We start from the raw sequence: 19,632 nt of genomic DNA on the forward strand, positions 1-19,632 counted from the left end.
GTCCTCGCGGTCGACTACGGGATATCCCCCGAGCTGTGGCATCAGCTCATGGAGACGAGGATCTTCACCTCGCTGTCGCGGTCGGTGATCAGCCGTTCCAAGCCCTTCTCCACGATCTCCTCGGCCCGGATTCGGCTGGTGATGAAGTCGCTGAGCCGAACTCTTCCGTTGCGCGCCAACTCGATCGCCTCGGTGTGATCGCCGGCGTATGCCAGTGAGCTGCCGACCTCCCGGTCGTGCCGCATGAGGTGTGCGGAGATGTCCAGCGCGAACGGCTCCTTGTGCACCGCGACGACTTCCAGCCGACCACGCGCGCCGAGCAGGTGGAACAGCTGCGACACCACACCACCCGCGCCGGCAGCGTCGAAGGCCAGATCCGCGCCCGCGCCGCCTGTGGCCTCAGCGACCACTGCACTCAGATCGTCCTGAGCAGGGTCGACCACCTGGTTTGCCACACCGGTCGACGCGGCGATCTCGCGGCGCAATCCGGACACTTCGCTGACTATTGCGCTCACCCCGTACGCCTTGAGGACGGCGGCGGTGAGCAGTCCGATCGGCCCGGCACCGCCGACCACTGCGGTCTGGCCCTGCTTCGCTCGGGCGTGCCGCACGGCGTGGACCGCGACAGCCAGTGGCTCGATGAGTGCGGCCTCGTCCAAGGGCATGTCGCCGACGGGATGCACCCACCGTCGCGGGACGACGACCTGCTCGCTGAGCCCGCCCCCGCCGCCGGAGATGCCGATGAATCCGAGCTGATGGCACAGGTTGTAGGAGCCGCTCAGGCATGCAGCGCACGTGCCGTCGACGAGCAGCGGCTCAACGACAACCGCATCCCCCGGTTCGAGACCCACGACCTCCTCGCCGACCTCCATGACGGTCCCGGAGAACTCGTGCCCCAGCACAACCGGCAGCGTCTCGCCGGAGAGCGGGTGCGGCACTTCGGCCGTTGGGGCGAGAGCGCTAGGTCCGTCGTGATAGAGGTGCAGGTCGCTGCCGCAGATGCCGTTGTAGGCCGGCCGGATCCTGACGGAGTCCGGTAGCAGTGGGGGCGCTGGCACCTCTTCGAGACGCACGTCGTGTTTGCCGTAGTACATCACGGCCTTCATGTTGCGGCTCCCTGGACCTCCGCCGTTTCAGTTGCTGCATCGGTCCGCATTGAGTCCGCCGATACCATGAACTCTTCCGGGGGGTGGGCACTGCCAATAAGGTCCGGCTGTGCCGTCCAGGCGGTGAGCCCTCCATCCACGGGCAGCACCACTCCGTTGATGAAGGAGGCTTTTTCCGAGGCGAGGAACAGGATCGCCTCAGCGATCTCTTCAGGTTCGGCAATCCGGCCCAGCGGGATTCGCTGCGCATAGGTCTCAGTGAGCTCGGGACTCCGATCCAGCGCCGGCCGAAGGATCGAGGTGGCCACGGGTCCCGGCGCCACCGAGTTCACCCGGACGCCGCGCCTTCCGTAGTCCACAGCCATGCTGCGGGTCAGATTGATGACTGCCCCTTTCGCCGCGGCGTAGGCGGCCATCCGCCGATCACCGCCCAGCCCGGAGATCGAGCTCGTGGTGACGATACTGCCGCCGGTATCTATGAGATGAGGCAGCGCTGCCCGGCACAGATGGAAGACGCCGTCGACCACCACGGATTGCACTGCGCGCCAGGACGCGTCATCGAGCTCGGCAACTCCGCCGACACCGCCGATCCCGGCATTGGCCACCGCGATATCGAGCCGCCCGGTCCGAGCGGTGAACGCGGATACCGCCGCATTCACCGCAGCGGAGTCGGCGACATCGACCTCAAGAGTGAGCAGCCTGTCGGCGTGGGCGGTGTTGGAATCGGCGAATCTTGCGAGGTTCTCCGCCGAGTAGTCGAGCACGGCTACCTGTGCTCCATCGTCGAGCAGTCGCCGGGTGACGCTTGCGCCGATTCCGGACGCCCCGCCGCTGACGACGGCGGACCTGCCTGCGAAGGCTACGTCGCTCATCGCCGGGGGAAGTTGGAGTAGTAGGGCACGACGATCTCGTCCGGATTGTCGATGTCGCCGAGCAGGCGCAGTGTCGTGGGGTGGATGACCTCTGGGTCGATCTCGAGGTTGAGGCAGGCGGGCAATCCGGAGTCGATCGCCCGCTGCACCGCGCCGGGGATGTCCTCGAGAGCAGTAACCCGCTCGCCGTATCCGCCGAACGCCTCGCACACCTTGTGGTAGTCGCTGTCCTCGAGGCGGCTGACCACGACGCCTTCCTCGCCGTAGACCGCCTGCTGGCCGTGGATCGACATCCCCCACACCTTGTTGTTGTAGACGACGGTGATGATCGGGATTCGGTGCCGGACCATCGCCTCGAACTCCTGGATGTTGAAGCCCAGGGCACCGTCGCCGGTGAAGATCACGGTGGTGCGGGGGTTCGCGGTGTAGGCGCCCATCGCGTAGCCCTGGCCCACTCCCAGGCAGCCCAGGTAGCCGATCCGGAGCACATCTCCCACGTTGCGGGCCTTGAGATGATATGTGGCCCATGGCGCGTTCTCGCCGCCGTCGAGCACATATGTGACGTCCTCCGGCAGTGCGTCGATGACCGCCTTCGAGGCGTGGTATGGGTGCATTCGCCCGGTCTCGGTTTTCGGATCGGCGAACTGCACAGCATGGGAGTCGCGTGCGGTGCGCACGGTGGTCAGCCACTCCTGGCGGCCGCTGCGGATTTCGCCGGCTGTTGCCTCGGACTCTGTTGCGGTGCGCAGCTGCTGCAGCACGTCGCGGCAGTCTCCGGCGATTGGCACTTCGACGTCGAAGATCCGGCCCAGTTCGCTGCCGTCGATGTCGACCTGGATGATCGCGGCGTCCGGGAAGAAGCCCTTGGCCCCGCCGCTGAACATGCCTTGGCGGAGGCCCAGCATGAGCACCACATCGGGGGCCTTGCCCTGCATCGCCAGTGCTCCGGCGGTGCCGAGGCCGCCGCCCCATTCCGGTGCGTCGTGGGCGATGATGCCCTCGGATTTGTTCGGCGCGCACACCGGCAGGCCGAGCCCCTCGGCCAGTGCCCGCAGATCCTCCTGCGCCTGTGCGAAGGTCACCCCTCCACCCACGAATACCAACGGCCGCTGCGCCTGCGTGAGCAGCTCTGCAGCCTCTGCGACCTGCGACTCGGCTGCTCCGGCGAACGAGCCGGGAGCGGTGTAGGACGGAAAGCGGACCTCCGCCTCGGGGGCCTCGTCGAAGAGGACGTCGATCGGCACCTCGATGAGGACGGGGCCAGGCACCCCCTCGGTTGCCTTCGCTTTAGCGAGCCCGACGATTTCGGGGATCCGCCAGGGGTGGGTGACCTGGAAGGCGAACTTCGTGACGGGCTTGATCATCCCGATCTGGTCGATCCCGGCCTGCAGCAGATTGCGTTCGCTCTCCCGCAGCGGCGGGGCGCCAGCGATGACGATCATCGGGACGCGATCGAGGAACGCATCGCCCACTGCGGTGACGACGTTGAGAAATCCGGGGCCCGAGGTGACGACCGCGACCGCAGGCGTACCGGTGGCCTTGGCATAGCCGGCCGCCGCATGCCCGGCGGTTGCCTCGTGGCGGGTGTCGGTCAGTGAGATCCCGTACTTTCGGCACTCGACGAAGAAGGCGTCGAGGTGCCCGCCGTGAAGGGTGAAGACGGTGCCCAAGCCCGAGCGCTGGAGCGCTTCAGCCAGGTAGGAGCCACCGGTCCGTGCTTTCGAGGTCTGCGTGGCGGGCGGGATCAGATTCTGTGCGATCTGGGTTGTCATGATTGCGTTCACTCCATCGTGCTCGTGATCGAGCGTTGTTGTAAGTCTGGGGAGCAGGTGGCTCTGCCGGCTACTCGGGGCGCTTGGAACCTGCGGCTTGTTCGAAGGCGCCAGCGTAGAAGTCGGCGAGATAGTCTGCCGAAGCGGACGTCAGATCTCCCTGATACCAGTCCCCGAGATTTGAGAAACTTCCGTCATCGGTGAATCCGGTCGCCAATGCTTCTTGCTGCCACTGCTGGACCGCAGTCGTGTAGCGGTCAGCGAAATCGGCGGCATCGTAGAGATCGGTGGCCGACTGCTCGGCCAGGATTTCCTCGTTAGCAGCCGCAAGGGCTTCTGAAACGCTCTTATCGAAAACACCGATCTCACCGCCGGATTCAGTGCTTTCCTGGGCCGACAGGCTCAGGTAGCGGAAAGCGGCGTGGTTAGAATCCTTGAGCCATTCATAGATCTTGTCGTAGACGAGTTGGCGCGCGGGCAGCGGCAGCGACTCCCAGCTGGAGCCGGCAAGGATGGAGGTCGGACCTGATTGGAAGTTCGTGTCTTCTGGGTAGTAGAAGTACGGAGCGACTTCCGTCAAACCCATACCTTGATACACAGGAGGTACTGCCAGTGCGCAGTCGACGATACCGCGCTGGAATGCCTCGTAGAGCTCGGTGTACTCAACGCTGACGACGACCCCGCCCAGAGCCTCGACCTGCCGGGACTGGACCGTCGAGTTCGGAAGGATTTGGAGTCCTTCGAGGTCGTCAACGGAAGACACCGGTTCAGAGCAGGCCATGCCGGTGGTCCCGAAGTGGGCGATCGGCAAGAGCGGAGTGACGCCCTTCTCGGCGTACTCCTCGTAGACTGCAGGCGTATTGACCGTCGCCTGCAGCATTCCCAAGGTCTGAGCGATCTCCCCGGAGAGCGGAGTCACCGCCCCCGCCACCGAAGCGTCGTTCATGTTGTTGGTGATGGGGAATTCCTGCGGCTGATACGTGAAGCTCAGCTGCCCCAAGTCCAGACGACCGTCAGCCAAAGCGTCGTCGACTTCTGTCAGCGCGGCGATCGATCCGGCCCAGTTGAGCTCGATGGTGACCTTGCCGTCCGACCACTCATTCACCTGATCAGCGAAGTTCTGGTAGGTCTGCCCCAGCGGGCCGTCCGGCGCCGAGGCGCCGGTCTGGAAGGCCAGGGTGATCGGTTCGACATCCGCGAAGGCTGCCTGCGTCTCTTCCAGTGAAGCGCCGTGGGCGAACGACTCGCCCTGGTGTCCCCCACTGGCCTGTCCGGCCGAACCGGCGCAGCCGGAAGCAACGAGTGCCAGTCCGAGGGCAGCGCCGACGGCTGGCAGAGCGCGATGTCGCTTAATTCCAAGTGTGATTCCCACCAAAACTCCTCATTGAGCTGCTAAACGCGGCGAACCGTGCGCGCCAGGCGCACGGTGAGACGACGGTAACAGGTTTCACTGTGTGCGACAAGAGTTGCATTATGCAACCACGTGGGTGCAAGCCTACGATAGAGCAATGGTGCGACCTTCACCTCAGACCGAGCGCCTGGTCGAGATCATCGAGATGCTGTCCGAGGCTGGAGTTTCCGGAAGGAGCCTCGCTGAGATCTCGCAGCACCTCGACGTCAATAAGGCGACCATCTATCCGATGCTCACCGAACTCCTCAATGTCGGATGGCTGGTTCGCGATCCCAGGACCAAACTGTTTCGGCTGGGGCCGCGGCTCGTGGCAGTCGGGCAAGCCGCGGAAGCTTCTTTTGACATCGTCGACGTCGTCCGCCCACACTCCCTGTCTCTTGCCCAAAAACTGGATGCCACGTGCATGCTCGTCTCGCAGGGGCCCCAGGGCATTGTCGTCGTCGACGTAGCTAGCGGCTCAGCTCGGGCTCGCCAGCGGGGATCAAAAAGTTGGGCAATTGGTCTCAAACCAGGTGACACCATCAGCTTCAAACCGCCGCAGGCCTCAGTGATCGCCGCATGGGGGGAAGAAGGTGTGCGCGACAGCTGGCTCGCGCACGCACAGCCGGAGGAGCGCCCGAGCCTTGAGGAGCTCCTCGCTATCGTCCGAAAGCGCGGGTTCGCCGTCGAAGACTTCCGGCCTACCCCCGAACCATTGGGCGAGATCATCCACGCCGCGATCGGCACTACCCACGGCTCACAGCGCGCCCGACTGCTCCAGCAGGGAATAAGCCCGGCAGGTCACATACAACTGGTAGGAGAACTGGCCGACGACGCGGAGTACCACCCGGTATCGATCAACGCACCGATCTTCGACACCGATGAACAAGTCGCCTACATCCTGCTCGTCACCGATCTTGAAATACCGGTGACCGGAGCTCAGGTCTCTGAGATCGCCCAGGCCGTCGTCGCGACGACTCGACAGATCGCGGCCGAGGGCGGTCACCCAGGGCCGAATTGAACCGCGCCGGCTCGCTTCAGCATCGCAATCCTCCCAGAGAGTCGGTCACCGCGATGCCTGCTTTAAAGGACAAGTTCATCAAGCGACAGTAGATCGTCACCACAGGCGGCCGAAGTCAGGGGGCCTCATGGGAGAAAACGCGGCAGGGCAAGGGACCGCTGCACGAATAGGTGACATCTGATCTGTGACGCTGTAAGGCGTCACTGGAAGGATGTACACCGTGCCCAAGCCCCATCCCCAGGAGTTCCGCGACGATGTCGTGAACGTCGCCCGTAACCGTGAACCTGGCCAGACCATCAAGCAGATCGCTTCCGATTTCGGCATCGCCGAGTCCTGCCTGCGTAACTGGATGCGCCGGGCGGACATCGAGAACGACTCGACGTCCGGAACCACCGCCGAAAAGAACGCCGAGCTCCGCGAGGCCAAGAGGCGCATTCGGTTGCTGGAGCAGGAGAACGAGGTGCTGCGCCGCGCCGCGGCCTACCTGTCGCAGGCCAATCTGCCGTTAAAAGGCTCTACCCGCTCGCGAAGGAGCTCGCCGCCGACGGGGTGCCCGTCATGGTGACGTGAATCGCCCCGGGTCTGGTGGAGGGTCTGAAATCCCGAGAGGATGAGACCTATGCCAGCTTTGAGGAAGTATCCGCCGGAGTTGCGGGAGCGAGCGATAAGGCTCGTGCAGGAAGCCCGGAAGGAAGATCCGGAGCTGTCGGTGAACCAGGCGGTGATCCGGATCGGTCAGCGTGTCGGGGTGAATCCTGACACGCTGCGCGGTTGGGTCAAGCAGGCGCAGATCGACGCGGGTGAGCGGCCTGGAACGACGACAGACGACGCGTCGAGGATCAAGCAACTTGAGGCGGAAGCGCGTGAACTCAAGCGCGCGAACGAGATCCTGCTGACGGCGTCGAGTTTCTTCGCGCGGGAGCTCGACCCGCGACTGCCGTGGTAGTTCAATTCATCGATGACCATCGTGACCGGTTCGGGATCGAGCCGATCTGCCGCGTGCTCACGAAGCACGGTGTGAAGATCGCCCCGTCCGGTTACTACGCCTTCAAGAAGCGACCCGTCTCCGCGCGAGCCGTGTCCGACGCCGAGCTGGCGGTCCAGATCGAGCGCGTGTTCTGGGACCGAAAACTCGGCCGCGGCATCAGCGGCGCACGCAAGATCTGGCGGCTGCTGCGCCGCGAGGGCATCATCGTCGCCCGGTGCACTGTGGAACGCCTCATGCGACAGCAGGGACTGCGTGGCCTCCGCCGCGGCAAGCAGTTCATCACCACCCGCCCTGACACGTCAGCACCGCGGGCGGAGGATCACGTGAAGCGGGAGTTCCATGCTGACCGGCCCAACGAGCTCTGGGTCGTCGACTTCACCTACGTCCCGACATGGTCAGGGATGGCGTTCACCGCGTTCGTCACCGACGTGTTCTCCCGCCGCATCGTCGGCTGGCGGACCATGTCGAAGATGCCGACTGATCTGCCGCTAGACGCGCTGGAGATAGCGCTGTGGATTCGCGATCGCGCCGGAGAAGACGTCACCGGCGTCATTCAACACTCGGACGCCGGGACGCAATACACGGCTCTGCGCTACACAGAGCGGCTCGCCGAGGTCGGCGCGATCGCCTCGATCGGAACGGTCGGCGATAGCTACGACAATGCCCTCGCAGAGAGCGTCGTGGGCCTCTACAAGACCGAGTGCCACAAGATCGACGGCCCGTTCCGCAACGCCGACAACCTCGAGCTGGCGACGCTGTCCTGGGTGCACTGGTTCAACGAGAACCGGCTGCACTCCTCGATCGGGTATCTCACACCCGTCGAGAAGGAGAACGAGTACTACCGTGAGATGAACTCCCCGAGCCACCCGGCGCTGGGAGAACTCGCCCTCCACTAAACCCGGGGCGATTCATCGTCCGGGTGCTGGGCGAACGCGGCGTCGAGATTCGGATCGCACAGGTGGCGGGCATCGAATCCGATGATCGTGGAGCGCAGGTGAACCTGACAGATGGAACTGGAATCTCGGCAGATTTCTCGGTCCTCGCCACCGGCGCGTGGTCGAGAGAATTAGCGAAGGAATCCGGGTTCTTCGTCCCCGTTGCGGACCTCGCAGAGCAGTCCACGCGCACGCACAGTCTTCTCGGACTCACCGAGCCAGTGTCCGTTCCGCTTCAGCGGATAGTGATCTCAGACCGCCTCAACGTCCGTCCGCGTCACGATGGCAAGATGTGGGTACAGGTCGCTCGCCTCGAAGAGCGCGTGACAGAGGGTCAGAATCAACGCATGCTCGATGAGGTTGCTTCCGAGATGGAGGTTGAGCTCGAGCGATTCTTCGGACAGAAGGTCCCGATGGAGAAGGTGTACTACTCCGGCCGCAGCTTCCCAGAGGACGGTCATTCGATCGTCGGTTTCCTCGATGAGCCACGAAAGGTGTACACGATCGTCACCCACTCCGGAATTCGAACTCCCACGCCAGACCGTACCGACCGACCCTGCCCGCATTCCTCGACCCGACCATCACACAACCCCTTTCGCACCTACCCTGACAACGAGTGTTGCGATGACTGTATGACGCCGGCCTACTTCATCGGTCGGCAATGAGTGCGGCCTGACTCTCGCGCTTCAACGTCGCCGGGTGTCCCTCGTCAAGCTTGTGGGACACCCGGCGAGGTCTGTGGTGCTAACTCACTCATCGAAATGAGCTCCTAGAACTCCCCGCGTTGGAAAGCCTCACCCCACACCCAACTCCCGCGCGATCAGCATGAGCTGCACCTCCGTCGTCCCTTCCCCAACCTCGAGGATCTTCGAGTCGCGGTAATGGCGGGCGACGAGGTACTCGTTCATGAAGCCGTAGCCGCCGTGAATCTGCGTGGCGTCCCGCGCATTGTCCATCGCGGCATCGCCGGCGACGAGCTTCGCGATCGAGGCCTCCTTCTTGAACGGCAGCCCCGCGAGCATCCGTGACGCCGCCAAGTAGTACGCCGCACGCGCCGCCACCACGCGCGCCTCCATGCGGGCGATTGTGAACGAGATCCCCTGGTACTCCCCGATCGGCTTCCCGAACGACCTCCGCTCGTTCGCATACCGTACCGACTCGTCCACGCAGCCCTGCGCGGCCCCCACCGACAGCGCGGCGACCGCGATGCGGCCCTCGTCGAGGATGCGGAGGAAGTTCGCATACCCACGGCCCCGCTCCCCCAGCAGGTTCTCCTCCGGCACCTGCACGTTGTCGAAGGTCAGCGGATGAGTGTCCGAGGAGTTCCAGCCGACCTTGTCATACGCCGGCTCCACGGTGAACCCGGGAGTGCCGGACGGGATCATGATCGTCGAGATCTCCGGCTTCTCCACCCCGTCCTTACCCGTCCGGGTGCCGGTCACCGCGGTGGCGGTGACGAGCCGGGTGATGTCGGTACCGGAGTTCGTGATGAAGCACTTGCCGCCATTGACGGTCCACATGCCGCCTTCGAGCGCGGCCCGGGTCTTCGTGCCGCCGGCGTCGGAGCCGGCTTCGGGCTCGGTGAGGCCGAAGGCCGCCAGGCCGGAGCCGTCGGTGAGCTGGGGCAGCCATTCGCGCTGCTGCTCCTCGGTGCCGAACCGGTGGATGGGCATGGCACCCAGCGACACCCCGGCCTCGAGCGTGATCGCGAGCGACTGGTTGACCCGCGCGATCTCCTCGATCGCCAGGCACAGCGCGAAGTAGTCCCCGCCCATCCCGCCGTGCTCCTCCGCGAACGGCAGGCCGAACAGACCCATCTGCCCCATCTTCTTCACGAGCTCATAGGGGAATTCGTGCTTGGCGTCGAGCTCCGCGCTCACCGGTGCGACGTCGTCATCGGTGAACTTCGCGACGCTCCTGCGCAGCGATTCGTACTCGTCGGGGAGCATTCCGGGGGTGAAGGTCGTGGTCATGACTGGCCGTCCTTGTCTGTCGAAGATGCGTCGGTGGAGGAATCGCTGGTCTCAGAAGTGTCGGTGCCCGCGTCATCGGTCACGGTGGCAAGCAGCTCGTCGAGCGCCACCTGGGCGCCGGCGGCGGTGTTCAGGTGCAGGGTGCCGGCCATGGGTGCGGTGAGGACGTGCTCCATCTTCATCGCCTCGACGACGATGAGCGGCTGGCCTGCCTCGACCGCGTCACCGTCTGCGGCGCGCACGTCGATGACGGAGCCGGGCATGGGCGCGGTGACCTCTGCGCCGGCCTCCCCGGGGTCGAGCGTCGGGTCGGCGACCGCGCGGGTGAACCGGAAGACGCCGGTCTCCGAGCGGACCCAGATCTCCAGGGTCGGCCGCTGCGCGCGGGAGTCGACCACCCGGGTGGTCCACACGTGCGCCCGCCGGTCCACCCCGTTCTCCCGGACCGTGATCTCCCGGCTGCGGGGAACCGGGGCCGAGGTGCCCGCAGCACTGCTGGCACGAGCATCGGCACCTGCCGTGCCCGCACCAGCACTACCGGCCCCGTCGCATTCGAACCGGGCGAGGTCGACATTCTCGAGGTCGACCTCGATCAGGCGCTCCTCGCCCTCGTGGGTCAGCGGCACGCGGAGCACAGACGGCTGGGAGGTGCGCCAGCTGCTCGGCCGGTTCCACACGCTGTCCGAAGTCCGGGCTTTCGTCGCGTCCCCGAGCACGGCGAGCGCGGCGAAGGCCCAGTCCGCCTCGCTCGGCGTGTGCTCGAGCTCGCTGCCCGTGCTCATCCGGTCGATGAGCCCGGTGTCGAGGTCACCCGCGGCCACGTCCTCGCGGCTCAGCAGCGTGCGGAGGAAGTCGATGTTCGTCACGATCCCGGGCACCGCGGAGCGCTGCAGGGCGTCACGGAGCTTCGCGACGGCGGCGGGGCGGTCCGGGGCGTGGACGATGAGCTTGGCGATCATCGGGTCGTAGTCGGTGGCGATCCGCTGCCCGGCGGTCAGTCCCGCGTCCACCCGGATCCCCTCGCCTGCCGGGAACACGACGTCGAGGGCGGTGCCGCCGGTGGGCAGGAAGCCGCGGGCGGGGTCCTCGGCGTAGATCCGGGCCTCGATCGCGTGCCCGGTGAGCGTGACCTCGTCCTGGGCGAAGTCGATGCGCTGCCCGGCGCCGATCCGCAGCTGCCATTCGACGAGGTCGAATCCGGTGACCTCCTCGGTGACGGGGTGCTCGACCTGGAGGCGGGTGTTCATCTCCATGAAGAAGAACTCCTCCGGGTTGTCGGCGGCGACGATGAACTCCACCGTGCCCGCCCCCCGGTACCCGACGGAGCGGGCCGTGTTGCAGGCGGCCTCGCCGATGCGCGCCCGGGTCGCCGCGTCGAGGAGTGCCGAGGGTGCTTCCTCGATGACCTTCTGGTGGCGGCGCTGGAGGGAGCATTCGCGCTCGCCGAGGTGGACGACGGTGCCGTGCTCGTCGGCGATTACCTGCACCTCGATGTGGCGCGGGGTGGCGACGAGTCGTTCGAGGAACAGTGTGTCGTCGCCGAACGAGTTCGCGGCCTCACGCCGGGCGGCCCTGAGCGCGGCCGGGAGGTCAGCGGCATCGAACACCGCGTGCATGCCCTTGCCGCCGCCCCCGGCCGAGGGCTTGATGAGGACGGGGAAGCCGACGTCCTCGGCTGCGGTGATGAGCTGTTCGTTGGTGAGTCCCGCCTCGGCGACGCCGGGGACCAGCGGCACCCCGTGGGCGGCGACGGCTTGCTTGGCGGTGATCTTGTCACCCATGGTGCGGATCGCCTCGGCTGTGGGGCCGAGGAACACGATGCCGGCGTCCTCGCAGGCGGCGGCGAACGCGGCGTTCTCCGACAGGAAGCCGTAGCCGGGGTGGATCGCCTGCGCGCCGGTGGCCCGGGCGGCGGCGATCACCTTTCCGATGTCGAGGTAGGACTCACTCGCGGCTGCCGGGCCGAGGCGCACGGCGGTGTCGGCGGCGCGCACGTGGGCGGCGTCGGCGTCCGCGTCGGAGTAGACGGCGGCGGTGCGGATGCCGAGCCTGCGGCAGGTGCGGATGACGCGCAGCGCGATCTCGCCGCGGTTGGCGACGAGTACGGTGTCGAAGAGCATGTCACATCCTGAAGACGCCGTAGCCGGGCGCATCGAGTGGGCGGGTCAGCGGTGAGCAGCGGCACGCCTCGAGGGCGAGCGCGAGGACGCGGCGGGTGTCACCGGGTTCGATGATCCCGTCGTCCCACAGCCGGGCGGTCGAGTAGTAGGGGTTGCCCTGCTGCTCGTACTGCTCGAGGATCGGGGCCTTGAACTTGGCCTCCTCCTCGGCCGACCAGTCCTCGCCGCGGGCGGTCTTCTGGTCGCGGGTGACGGTGGCGAGCACGCCGGCGGCCTGCTCCCCACCCATGACGGAGATCCGGGCATTGGGCCACATCCACAGGAAGCGCGGGGAGTAGGCGCGCCCGCACATCGAGTAGTTGCCGGCCCCGTAGGAGCCGCCGATGACCACGGTGAACTTCGGCACGCGGGCGGTGGCGACGGCGTTGACCATCTTCGCCCCGTGCTTGGCGATGCCGCCGGCCTCGTAGTCGCGGCCGACCATGAACCCGGAGATGTTCTGGAGGAACACGAGCGGGGTGTCGCGCTGGTCGCACAGCTCGATGAAGTGCGCGCCCTTCATCGCCGACTCCCCGAACAGCACGCCGTTGTTCGCGATGATGCCCACGGGGTGGCCGTCGATGCGGGCGAACCCGGTGACGAGCGTGGTGCCGTACTCGGCTTTGAACTCGTGGAACTGCGAGCCGTCGACCACCCGGGCGATGACCTCGCGCACGTCGTAGGGGACCTTCGAGTCGACGGGGACCACCGCGGTGAGCTCCGCGGGGTCCCAGGCGGGTGATTCAGGAGTGGCCCGCTCCCAGGCCGGGGCCGGGCGGGGGGCGAGGGTGGTGACGATGTCGCGCATGATCTCGAGGGCGTGCGGGTCGTTCGCCGCGAGGTGGTCGGTCACACCCGAGGTGCGGGAGTGGAGCGCTCCCCCGCCGAGCTCCTCGGCGGTGACGACCTCGCCGGTGGCGGCCTTGACCAGGGGCGGGCCGCCGAGGAAGATCGTCCCCTGCTCGTTGACGATGATCGACTCATCGGCCATCGCCGGGACGTAGGCGCCGCCGGCGGTGCACGAGCCGAGCACCGCGGCGAGCTGCGGGATGCCCGCGGCGGACAGGGTGGCCTGGTTGTAGAAGATCCGGCCGAAGTGCTCGCGGTCGGGGAACACCTCGTCCTGGTTGGGCAGGTTCGCGCCCCCGGAGTCGACGAGGTAGATGCAGGGCAGGCGGTTGTCCTTGGCGACCTCCTGCGCGCGGAGGTGCTTCTTCACGGTGATCGGGTAGTAGGTGCCGCCCTTGACGGTGGCGTCGTTGGCGACGATGACGCACTCCCGGCCGGCGACCCGGCCGATCCCGGTGATGATGCCGGCGCCGGGCGAGGCGTCGTCGTACATCCCGTTCGCCGCGAGCGGGGAGAGCTCGAGGAACGGCGAGCCGGGGTCGAGGAGCTGCTCGACGCGGTCGCGCGGCAGGAGCTTGCCGCGGTCGAGGTGCCGCTGCCGGGACTTCTCGGACCCGCCGCGCGCGGTGGCGGCGATCCGTTCGCGGAGCTCGGCGATGAGCTCGGCATGCGCCGAGGCGTGGGTGGCGCCAGTGGTCGTGTTCAGCGGTGAACCGATCACTTTCATGGATGATCCCCATTTCAGTTAATTGCGGCTAACTCAGTTGGTATCCTAGCGACCATGAGCACGATGGACAAGGGAACGGGCGCGACGACGCGGCAGACCGCGAAGGCCCGGCGGCGGCAGGCGATCCTCGACCACGCCAAGCGGCTGTTCGCGGCCTCGGGGTTCCGGGCGGTGTCGATCGAGGAGATCGGCGCGGGCGCCGGGATCTCCGGGCCGGCGGTCTACCGGCACTTCGGGTCGAAGGAGGACATCCTCGCCGAGCTGCTCGTCGGGATCTCGGAGTACCTGCATGCGGGTGGTGCGGAGATCGCGGCCGGCGTGGGCGGGCCGGAAGGTGTGGGCGGGTCGGCCGGGGACGGCGCAGTGGTGCGGGAGAGCGATCCGGCGGGCGTCCTGCGGCGGCTCGTCGACTTCCACCTCGCGTTCGCGCTCGGCGAGCCCGAGCTCATCCGCATCCAGGACCGTGACCTCACCTCTCTCCCGGCCGAGGCGCGCAGCAGCCTGCGCCGCCTGCAGCGGCAGTATGTGTCGCTGTGGGTCGCCGCGCTGAGGCGGCAGGCACCCGGGTTGTCGGAGGATGCTGCGACAGTGACGATCCACGCGGTGTTCGGCATGGTGAACTCGACGCCCTACGTCGCGCGCCGGATCGACACGGCGGTGGTCGCCGAACGCCTCCGCGCAGCAGCCCTGGCGACGCTGGGAGTCGCCGACGTGGTTGCTTACCGGAAGTGATTGTGGGCCGGTGACTCACGGTCGACGAGGACTCAGGACACATGGCCCTTCTCATCCACCTCCGGAGCAGGGGCGGCGCTCGCTGGCGAACACAGCCGCCGGGGGCCGGCGTCGGCCGGGACATCGCCGGTATTCACGATCTCCTGCCAGGTGAGCCCGTCGGTGAAGGTGAGGAGCGGCACCTCGCTCGAGCAAGGAGAAGGTGACACCCAGCCACACCTCGGTCCCCGGGAACCAGCACCAGAACCTTTGACGATAGAACCTGGGAGTTCTATAGTTTGGCCATGTGGGTCGTCGACATCGAACTGATCTCAGAATGGCTCGCATCACTCGATGACGACTCCCGCGAACACGTCGTCGCAGCTGTCGAACTTCTCGAGGAACACGGTCCGCACCCGGGGCGTCCACTTGTGGACACCGTGGTCGCATCTCGCCACCGGAACATGAAGGAACTGCGACCGGGCTCGAGCGGCCGGTCGGAGCTGCGAATAATCTTCGCCTTCGACCCGCGTCGCCACGCGATCCTCTTGATCGCTGGAGACAAGGCGGGACGCTGGAAGAGCTGGTATCGGAGACACATCCCGAGTGCCGACGACCTCTTCGATGAACATCTGCGCACCATGGAAGGAAAGTGACCATTATGGCAATGAAGATCAACGAGTTCCTTGCCGAGCACCCGATCGATCGCGAACGCGTCGATGCGCACAAGGAACGGATGCTCAGCGAAGTGCGCGCCTACCGACTCCGTGAACTGCGGGCCGATGCTGGTCTGACTCAAGTGGAGGTGGCACAACGGATCGGCGTCTCGCAGCGGCAGGTCTCGAAGATCGAGCGCGGCGACCTCGAGAGTACGAAGATCGGCACGATCCGTCGTTATTTGGAGGCGGTGGGTGGAGACCTCGCCATCGAATTCGTCGCCGGAGACTCACGGGTTCAGGTCGGCTGACACCCGTTCCCACCACTCAGGCGGCGATGCAGGACCGGAGGTGCGTCTCGATGGTGTCGGCGGTCCACCCGTGAGCCTCGCGCAGGCCGTTGCTCAGCATCGACAGGTACGGGGTCGAGGGCACGGTGTGCTCGACGGCGGCACTGCCGTGGGGTGCGGTGAAGGTGAGCATCGGGGTGCCCTCACGGCGGCCGACGTCGATGAGCGTCTCGTAGTGGCCGGGGCCGGCCCGGTGGCGGGCATTCTTCTCCAGGCCGACGACGATCTCCTCGATCGGGTCCTCGGGGTCCGGGATGCGGTGCATCTCCTGCGCGGCGATGTCGGCGAACTGCCCGGCGGTCACCAGATAGGCCTTGGCCGGGGTGGGACCGGGCACGTCGTGGTCGTAGAACGCCATTCCGCCACCGCCCCACACGCGGGACTCACCGGCGAAGTAGAGGCTGCCCGGCAGGTCGACGCCCGCCTCGGCGCGGGGCATCGAGGGGTCGCGCGCTCCCCGGTAGGTCACCTGCGCGCCCGGCGGCCGGCCGCCCTGCAGATAGCAGGCGAGGCGCTCGCGCGACATATTGGATCCGTAGCTGACGTACCAGACAAGTGTTTCAGACACCCTCTCTACGCTGGCGGCTCGGACGGCGTCGTTCAAGCTCACACGGGGTTTCGGCGTCGATGACCAGACGATTCCCACCGGCTTCGAATGGAGCACGGCGTTCCTCAAAGAATGCTCAGCGCCTTTAGGTGACGGTGGATGCACCCCCACGACCGGCCGCCCGCGGGTTCGAGCCCACGGCGAGGCACCCTGTTCTTCATGCCCAGCACGCAGTGCCAGGACGGGCCGCTCACCGCCCGAAGGTGAGCTCCCCGCTCTCGACGTCCACCGCGGTGAGCTCGAGTGCGATCCGACTGCCCACCTCGGCCTCGCCTTCGACGAAGGCGACGACTGCGGGCTCGGGGAAGTGCACCTCGTAGCGCGGCGGGCGGTCCCGGTTGGCCTCGCGCTGGGACACGACGACGCCCTCGAAGGACTCCCCCACCCGGTCGGCGAGCAGCACGGCCTCGGTGGCCTCGATGACGGCGTTCTCGACCTTCCGCGAGCGCGACCCGGCCGCGCTCATGAGGTCCGGCAGCTCGGGCAGCGCGGCGAGCGCCCACTCCGGTGCCGCGACGCCCTGGGCAGCGCCCCAGGCGATCGGCAGGACGAACCGGTCCACGAGCCGGCGCAGGGGTGCGGTGGTGTGGGCGTAGGGTGCGCCGACCGCGGCCTGCACTGCGGACCCGGGGTCCATGCCGGGTTCGATGACGGTGTAGCCGGCGCCGCGGAACAGCATGGGCGAGGCGTAGTGGACGGCGAGCGCGGCGGGGTCGGCGCCGGTGTGGTCGATCCGTTCGAGGATCTCCTGGTAGGTGCCATCCGCCTCGAAGCCGAGCGATCGCACGACGGCGGTGAACTCCGCGATCGTCTCCTGATCCGGGCGGGGCAGGGTGCGGAGGATCCCCTCGCCATCGGAGAGCATGAGGTCGGCGGCCACCCGGCCGGCGAGCAGCGAGATCTGCGCGTTGGCGTCCTCGATCTCCCGGCGCGGCCGGAACGCCAGCGTGTAGGTGTCCTCGTCGCTGCGGGCGACCTCCTGGTCGGGGATCGCGAGGTCGATGCCGCCGCGCTCGTGCTGCTGGGCGAGCAGGGCGGCGCCGAGCGCGGGGAGGGCGGCCATGCTCGGGTGCAGCGGGCGGCCGGCGTCGTGGTCGGCCTGGACGGTGTCGTAGTCGAGCTGCTCGACCGAGGCGATGACGGCCCGCACGAGGTCCTGGGCGACGACGGACCCGGATTCGGCGACGTCGACGACGAACACGTAGGCGGCCTTCGCAGCTCCCGGCAGGAGTGAGGCGGCATCTTCGGAGATCACCGGTGGGTGCAGGGGGATGCGGCGGTCGGGCAGGTAGTCGGTGAGGCCGCGGGCGCGGGTCTCCGCGTCGAGCGCGCCGCCGGGCCGGACGAACCGGCCGACGTCGGCGATCGCGTAGCGCACCCGCCAGCGGGCGCCCTCGATGGGGCTGTCGCCGAGGTGCATCGCCTGGTCGAGATCCGTCGCCCCGTCCGGGTCGATGGTGACGAAAGCGAGCTCGGTGAGGTCCTCCCGCTCACCGTCGATGCCGTCGTGGCCGGGTGCAGTGGGGTCGGTGAGCTCGGCGACGGCGGCCTGCGCCTCGGCGAGGGCTTCCGGAGGGTACTCCTGCGGGAGGTCGGCGGCGATCCGGTCGTAGGCCTCGGTCAGGGCCGGGCCGGGCAGGTGGGCGCGCATCCGGTGGGAGATCATGACAGCACAATACTGCCGGACCCGGCAGCGGGCCCCTACTGCCGGTGCACGAACAGCCGGGAGGGGCGGCCGCGGCGGCCGTCGGTCATCTCCCCGGTGGGCTGGAGCAGCGGTTCCATGCGGCGGCGGAAGGCGTCGCGCTGCAGCTCCTCGCCGAGGATCGCCTCGTGGAGCAGCTGGAGGTCGCGCAGGGTGAAGGAGCCGGGCAGGAGCCGCCACGGGTCCGGGGTGTCGGCGTAGTCGGCGCGCACCCGGGCGAGCGCCTCGGCGACGACGCGCGGCTGGTCGTAGGGCAGGCTGATCGACCCGCCGGGGGCCGCCTCGACGGCGGGGACGAGGGTGATGCGGCCGGCGGCGATCCCGGCGCGGACCACCTCGGCCTCGACGACGTCGAGGTGGGCGACGGTGACGACCCAGCCGCGCTGGTCGCGGTCCGGGTCGTCGAACACCTTGAGCTGCTGGGGTTCGCGCCCGGAGATCCCCGCTTTCTGCGCCTGGCTGCGCAGCACTGCGGCGGCGAGGCGCTCACGCTCGTGGACGAAGGTCCCGGGGAGCACGAGCCGGCCGTGCCGGTCGGTGACGAGCACGACGTGGAGGGCCCCCTCTGCCACGGAGAAGGTGGCAGTGTCGACGGCGAGCGAGGGCCGCGGGAACGCGGTGAGGTCGGATGAGGTCATGGTGCGGCGCAGCGGAGCGGCGGGGCGCTCAGTCGGCAGTGCGTCGGTGCTCGAGCGCCGGGTCGTCGCGGAACGGCACGAGGAGCAGCGAGCAGCGCGCGGCGTTGAGCACCTCGGAGCTCGTGCGGCCGAGCTGCACGCGCATGCTCGTGAAGCGGCCGAGCCCGCGCTTGCCCATGACGAGAAGGTCGGCGTCCGCGGACCGCTCGGTGAGCACGTCCACCGGATCGCCCTCGACGAACTCCGTGCGCACCCGGAGGCCGGGCACCTGCGAGCGCAGCCAGGCCATGTCGAACTCGGACTGGGCGCGGGCGCGCGCATCGTCGGCGAGCGGGGTGGTGACGACGACGATGGTGAGCTCGACTCCGGTGCGAGCGGCGTAGCCCGCTGCGTCGAGCGCGGCGACACCGGCGTAGTCCGAAGTGTCCTGGCCGACGACGACCCCTCCCCCACCGGTGACGTGGGCGTCGGCGGAGTCGAACTCGCTCGCCTGGGTCTCGCGGTAGACGAGGGCCGGACACAGCGCGTGACCGGGGAGGCCGGAGGAGATCGTGCCGATCCGTCCGCCGGTGGCCTGGTCGGAGCCGTGCTGCCCGATGACGACGAGTCCGGCGCGCTCGGACATCCCGGCGAGCACCTCGGCGGGATCGCCGGCTTCGAGAACGGCGTCGAACGCGGAGTCGGGCAGGAGCTCCCGCAGCTGCGCGCTCACCGCATCGAGGGACTCCTGAGCCTTCGCGCGCGCCTCGGCGGTGGGTTCGGCACCGGGTTCGGCAGGGCGGACGACGGAGACGAGGCGGACGCCGACACCGTGGTGGCGCGCCTCCTTGAGCGCCCAGGCGGCGGCCTCCCGGCAGGTGCGGGACCCGTCGATGCCGACGATGATCTCGCCGTTGATCTGCATTGCTCCACCTTGCTTCCCGGTGCCAGGACCGGGAACGACCTCGCCGAACATGTGTACCCCGATCCTAGAGAACAAAGCGCGGCGGTGGTAGTCACGGCCGCGGTCCGCGCGGGCGGGCCACGGAACGACGGAGCGCCCCCACCTGTGCGGTGGGGGCGCTCCGGAGCGTGAGCCTCCTGCCGGAATCGAACCGGCGACCTTCTTATTACGAGTAAGACGCTCTGCCGACTGAGCTAAGGAGGCAACCAGTACAGGGTACCGGGGGCGCC

Annotated in this window: 19 protein-coding genes, 1 tRNA gene and 1 other annotated feature; of the genes, 7 read left to right on the plus strand and 13 right to left on the minus strand. The window is 67.7% G+C overall.

Annotation, left to right across the window (positions count from 1 at the left end; genetic code table 11):
- Nucleotides 1-41: 41 nt before the first annotated feature.
- The 4 genes from AB0I45_RS01040 to AB0I45_RS01055 all read right to left on the minus strand — a co-directional run bounded on the left by AB0I45_RS01040 (nucleotide 42) and on the right by AB0I45_RS01055 (nucleotide 5,122).
- Nucleotides 42-1,106, minus strand: coding sequence for a 2,3-butanediol dehydrogenase (locus AB0I45_RS01040; RefSeq protein ID WP_295688854.1), 1,065 nt, complete (start codon nucleotides 1,104-1,106; stop codon nucleotides 42-44).
- Complete coding sequence (locus AB0I45_RS01045) at nucleotides 1,103-1,978, minus strand: SDR family NAD(P)-dependent oxidoreductase (RefSeq protein WP_360316118.1); 876 nt, start codon at nucleotides 1,976-1,978, stop codon at nucleotides 1,103-1,105. The genes AB0I45_RS01040 and AB0I45_RS01045 overlap by 4 nt, the downstream gene beginning before the upstream one ends.
- Nucleotides 1,975-3,750 carry a thiamine pyrophosphate-binding protein gene (locus AB0I45_RS01050; protein ID WP_295688859.1) on the minus strand — a complete coding sequence of 592 codons (1,776 nt, stop codon included), beginning with the start codon at nucleotides 3,748-3,750 and terminating at the stop codon, nucleotides 1,975-1,977. The genes AB0I45_RS01045 and AB0I45_RS01050 overlap by 4 nt, the downstream gene beginning before the upstream one ends.
- A 70-nt stretch (nucleotides 3,751-3,820) precedes the next feature.
- Complete coding sequence (locus AB0I45_RS01055) at nucleotides 3,821-5,122, minus strand: hypothetical protein (protein WP_295688860.1); 1,302 nt, start codon at nucleotides 5,120-5,122, stop codon at nucleotides 3,821-3,823.
- 136 nt (nucleotides 5,123-5,258) lie between these two features.
- On the opposite strand from AB0I45_RS01055, the gene AB0I45_RS01060 reads away from it, so the two are divergent.
- The 4 genes from AB0I45_RS01060 to AB0I45_RS01075 all read left to right on the plus strand — a co-directional run bounded on the left by AB0I45_RS01060 (nucleotide 5,259) and on the right by AB0I45_RS01075 (nucleotide 8,749).
- On the plus strand, nucleotides 5,259-6,161 hold the full coding sequence (locus tag AB0I45_RS01060; protein ID WP_295688862.1) for a helix-turn-helix domain-containing protein: 903 nt from the start codon (nucleotides 5,259-5,261) through the stop codon (nucleotides 6,159-6,161).
- 211 nt (nucleotides 6,162-6,372) lie between these two features.
- Nucleotides 6,373-6,726, plus strand: a complete 354-nt coding sequence (locus tag AB0I45_RS01065) for a transposase (protein ID WP_360316123.1) — start codon at nucleotides 6,373-6,375, stop codon at nucleotides 6,724-6,726.
- 45 nt (nucleotides 6,727-6,771) lie between these two features.
- Nucleotides 6,772-8,045, plus strand: a protein-coding gene (locus AB0I45_RS01070; protein ID WP_360316126.1) for an IS3 family transposase whose coding sequence is annotated in 2 segments (ribosomal slippage) — nucleotides 6,772-7,066 and nucleotides 7,066-8,045 — 1,275 coding nt in all. Because the reading frame shifts where the segments join, the coding sequence is not laid out codon by codon here.
- Nucleotides 7,066-7,193 (plus strand) — a sequence feature (AL1L pseudoknot). It overlaps the preceding gene by 128 nt.
- 23 nt (nucleotides 8,046-8,068) lie before the next feature.
- Nucleotides 8,069-8,749, plus strand: coding sequence for an FAD-dependent oxidoreductase (locus tag AB0I45_RS01075; RefSeq protein WP_295690830.1), 681 nt, complete (start codon nucleotides 8,069-8,071; stop codon nucleotides 8,747-8,749).
- Between the two features lie 129 nt (nucleotides 8,750-8,878).
- Here the strand turns inward: AB0I45_RS01075 and AB0I45_RS01080 are convergent, their stop codons facing one another.
- Genes AB0I45_RS01080 through AB0I45_RS01090 form a run of 3 tightly spaced genes read right to left on the minus strand, consistent with a single transcriptional unit; the run spans nucleotide 8,879 to nucleotide 13,792 of the window.
- The gene (locus tag AB0I45_RS01080; protein WP_360316130.1) at nucleotides 8,879-10,057 is read right to left on the minus strand and encodes an acyl-CoA dehydrogenase family protein; all 1,179 of its coding nucleotides are present in this window, start codon (nucleotides 10,055-10,057) and stop codon (nucleotides 8,879-8,881) included.
- Entirely contained in the window at nucleotides 10,054-12,177 is a 2,124-nt protein-coding gene (locus AB0I45_RS01085) for a biotin carboxylase N-terminal domain-containing protein (RefSeq protein ID WP_360316133.1), read from the minus strand. The genes AB0I45_RS01080 and AB0I45_RS01085 overlap by 4 nt, the downstream gene beginning before the upstream one ends.
- A 1-nt stretch (nucleotide 12,178) precedes the next feature.
- Nucleotides 12,179-13,792, minus strand: a complete 1,614-nt coding sequence (locus tag AB0I45_RS01090; RefSeq protein WP_360316136.1) for a carboxyl transferase domain-containing protein — start codon at nucleotides 13,790-13,792, stop codon at nucleotides 12,179-12,181.
- 54 nt (nucleotides 13,793-13,846) lie between these two features.
- Between AB0I45_RS01090 and AB0I45_RS01095 the strand changes: the two genes are divergently transcribed.
- Entirely contained in the window at nucleotides 13,847-14,524 is a 678-nt protein-coding gene (locus AB0I45_RS01095; protein WP_360316139.1) for a TetR/AcrR family transcriptional regulator, read from the plus strand.
- A 32-nt stretch (nucleotides 14,525-14,556) separates the two neighbouring features.
- Here AB0I45_RS01095 and AB0I45_RS01100 read toward each other — a convergent pair whose 3' ends face one another.
- Nucleotides 14,557-14,733 carry a hypothetical protein gene (locus AB0I45_RS01100; protein WP_360316142.1) on the minus strand — a complete coding sequence of 59 codons (177 nt, stop codon included), beginning with the start codon at nucleotides 14,731-14,733 and terminating at the stop codon, nucleotides 14,557-14,559.
- Between the two features lie 75 nt (nucleotides 14,734-14,808).
- Here AB0I45_RS01100 and AB0I45_RS01105 point away from each other — a divergent pair, with 75 nt between their 5' ends.
- Nucleotides 14,809-15,159, plus strand: a complete 351-nt coding sequence (locus AB0I45_RS01105; RefSeq protein ID WP_360316145.1) for a type II toxin-antitoxin system RelE/ParE family toxin — start codon at nucleotides 14,809-14,811, stop codon at nucleotides 15,157-15,159.
- A gap of 11 nt (nucleotides 15,160-15,170) precedes the next feature.
- Entirely contained in the window at nucleotides 15,171-15,470 is a 300-nt protein-coding gene (locus AB0I45_RS01110) for a helix-turn-helix transcriptional regulator (protein WP_360316148.1), read from the plus strand.
- A gap of 16 nt (nucleotides 15,471-15,486) precedes the next feature.
- Here the strand turns inward: AB0I45_RS01110 and AB0I45_RS01115 are convergent, their stop codons facing one another.
- The 5 genes from AB0I45_RS01115 to AB0I45_RS01135 all read right to left on the minus strand — a co-directional run bounded on the left by AB0I45_RS01115 (nucleotide 15,487) and on the right by AB0I45_RS01135 (nucleotide 19,606).
- The gene (locus AB0I45_RS01115) at nucleotides 15,487-16,035 is read right to left on the minus strand and encodes a histone deacetylase (RefSeq protein ID WP_360316151.1); all 549 of its coding nucleotides are present in this window, start codon (nucleotides 16,033-16,035) and stop codon (nucleotides 15,487-15,489) included.
- Between the two features lie 271 nt (nucleotides 16,036-16,306).
- Nucleotides 16,307-17,782, minus strand: coding sequence for an RNB domain-containing ribonuclease (locus AB0I45_RS01120; RefSeq protein WP_360316154.1), 1,476 nt, complete (start codon nucleotides 17,780-17,782; stop codon nucleotides 16,307-16,309).
- 35 nt (nucleotides 17,783-17,817) lie between these two features.
- Complete coding sequence (locus tag AB0I45_RS01125) at nucleotides 17,818-18,459, minus strand: NUDIX hydrolase (protein ID WP_360316157.1); 642 nt, start codon at nucleotides 18,457-18,459, stop codon at nucleotides 17,818-17,820.
- 28 nt (nucleotides 18,460-18,487) lie between these two features.
- The gene (locus tag AB0I45_RS01130; RefSeq protein ID WP_360316160.1) at nucleotides 18,488-19,363 is read right to left on the minus strand and encodes a universal stress protein; all 876 of its coding nucleotides are present in this window, start codon (nucleotides 19,361-19,363) and stop codon (nucleotides 18,488-18,490) included.
- Nucleotides 19,364-19,533: 170 nt separating this feature from the next.
- Nucleotides 19,534-19,606, minus strand: a tRNA-Thr gene (locus tag AB0I45_RS01135).
- Nucleotides 19,607-19,632 lie beyond the last annotated feature (26 nt).

This window comes from Brevibacterium sp. NPDC049920 (genome assembly GCF_040656435.1).
In the GTDB taxonomy this organism is placed as follows: domain Bacteria; phylum Actinomycetota; class Actinomycetes; order Actinomycetales; family Brevibacteriaceae; genus Brevibacterium; species Brevibacterium pityocampae.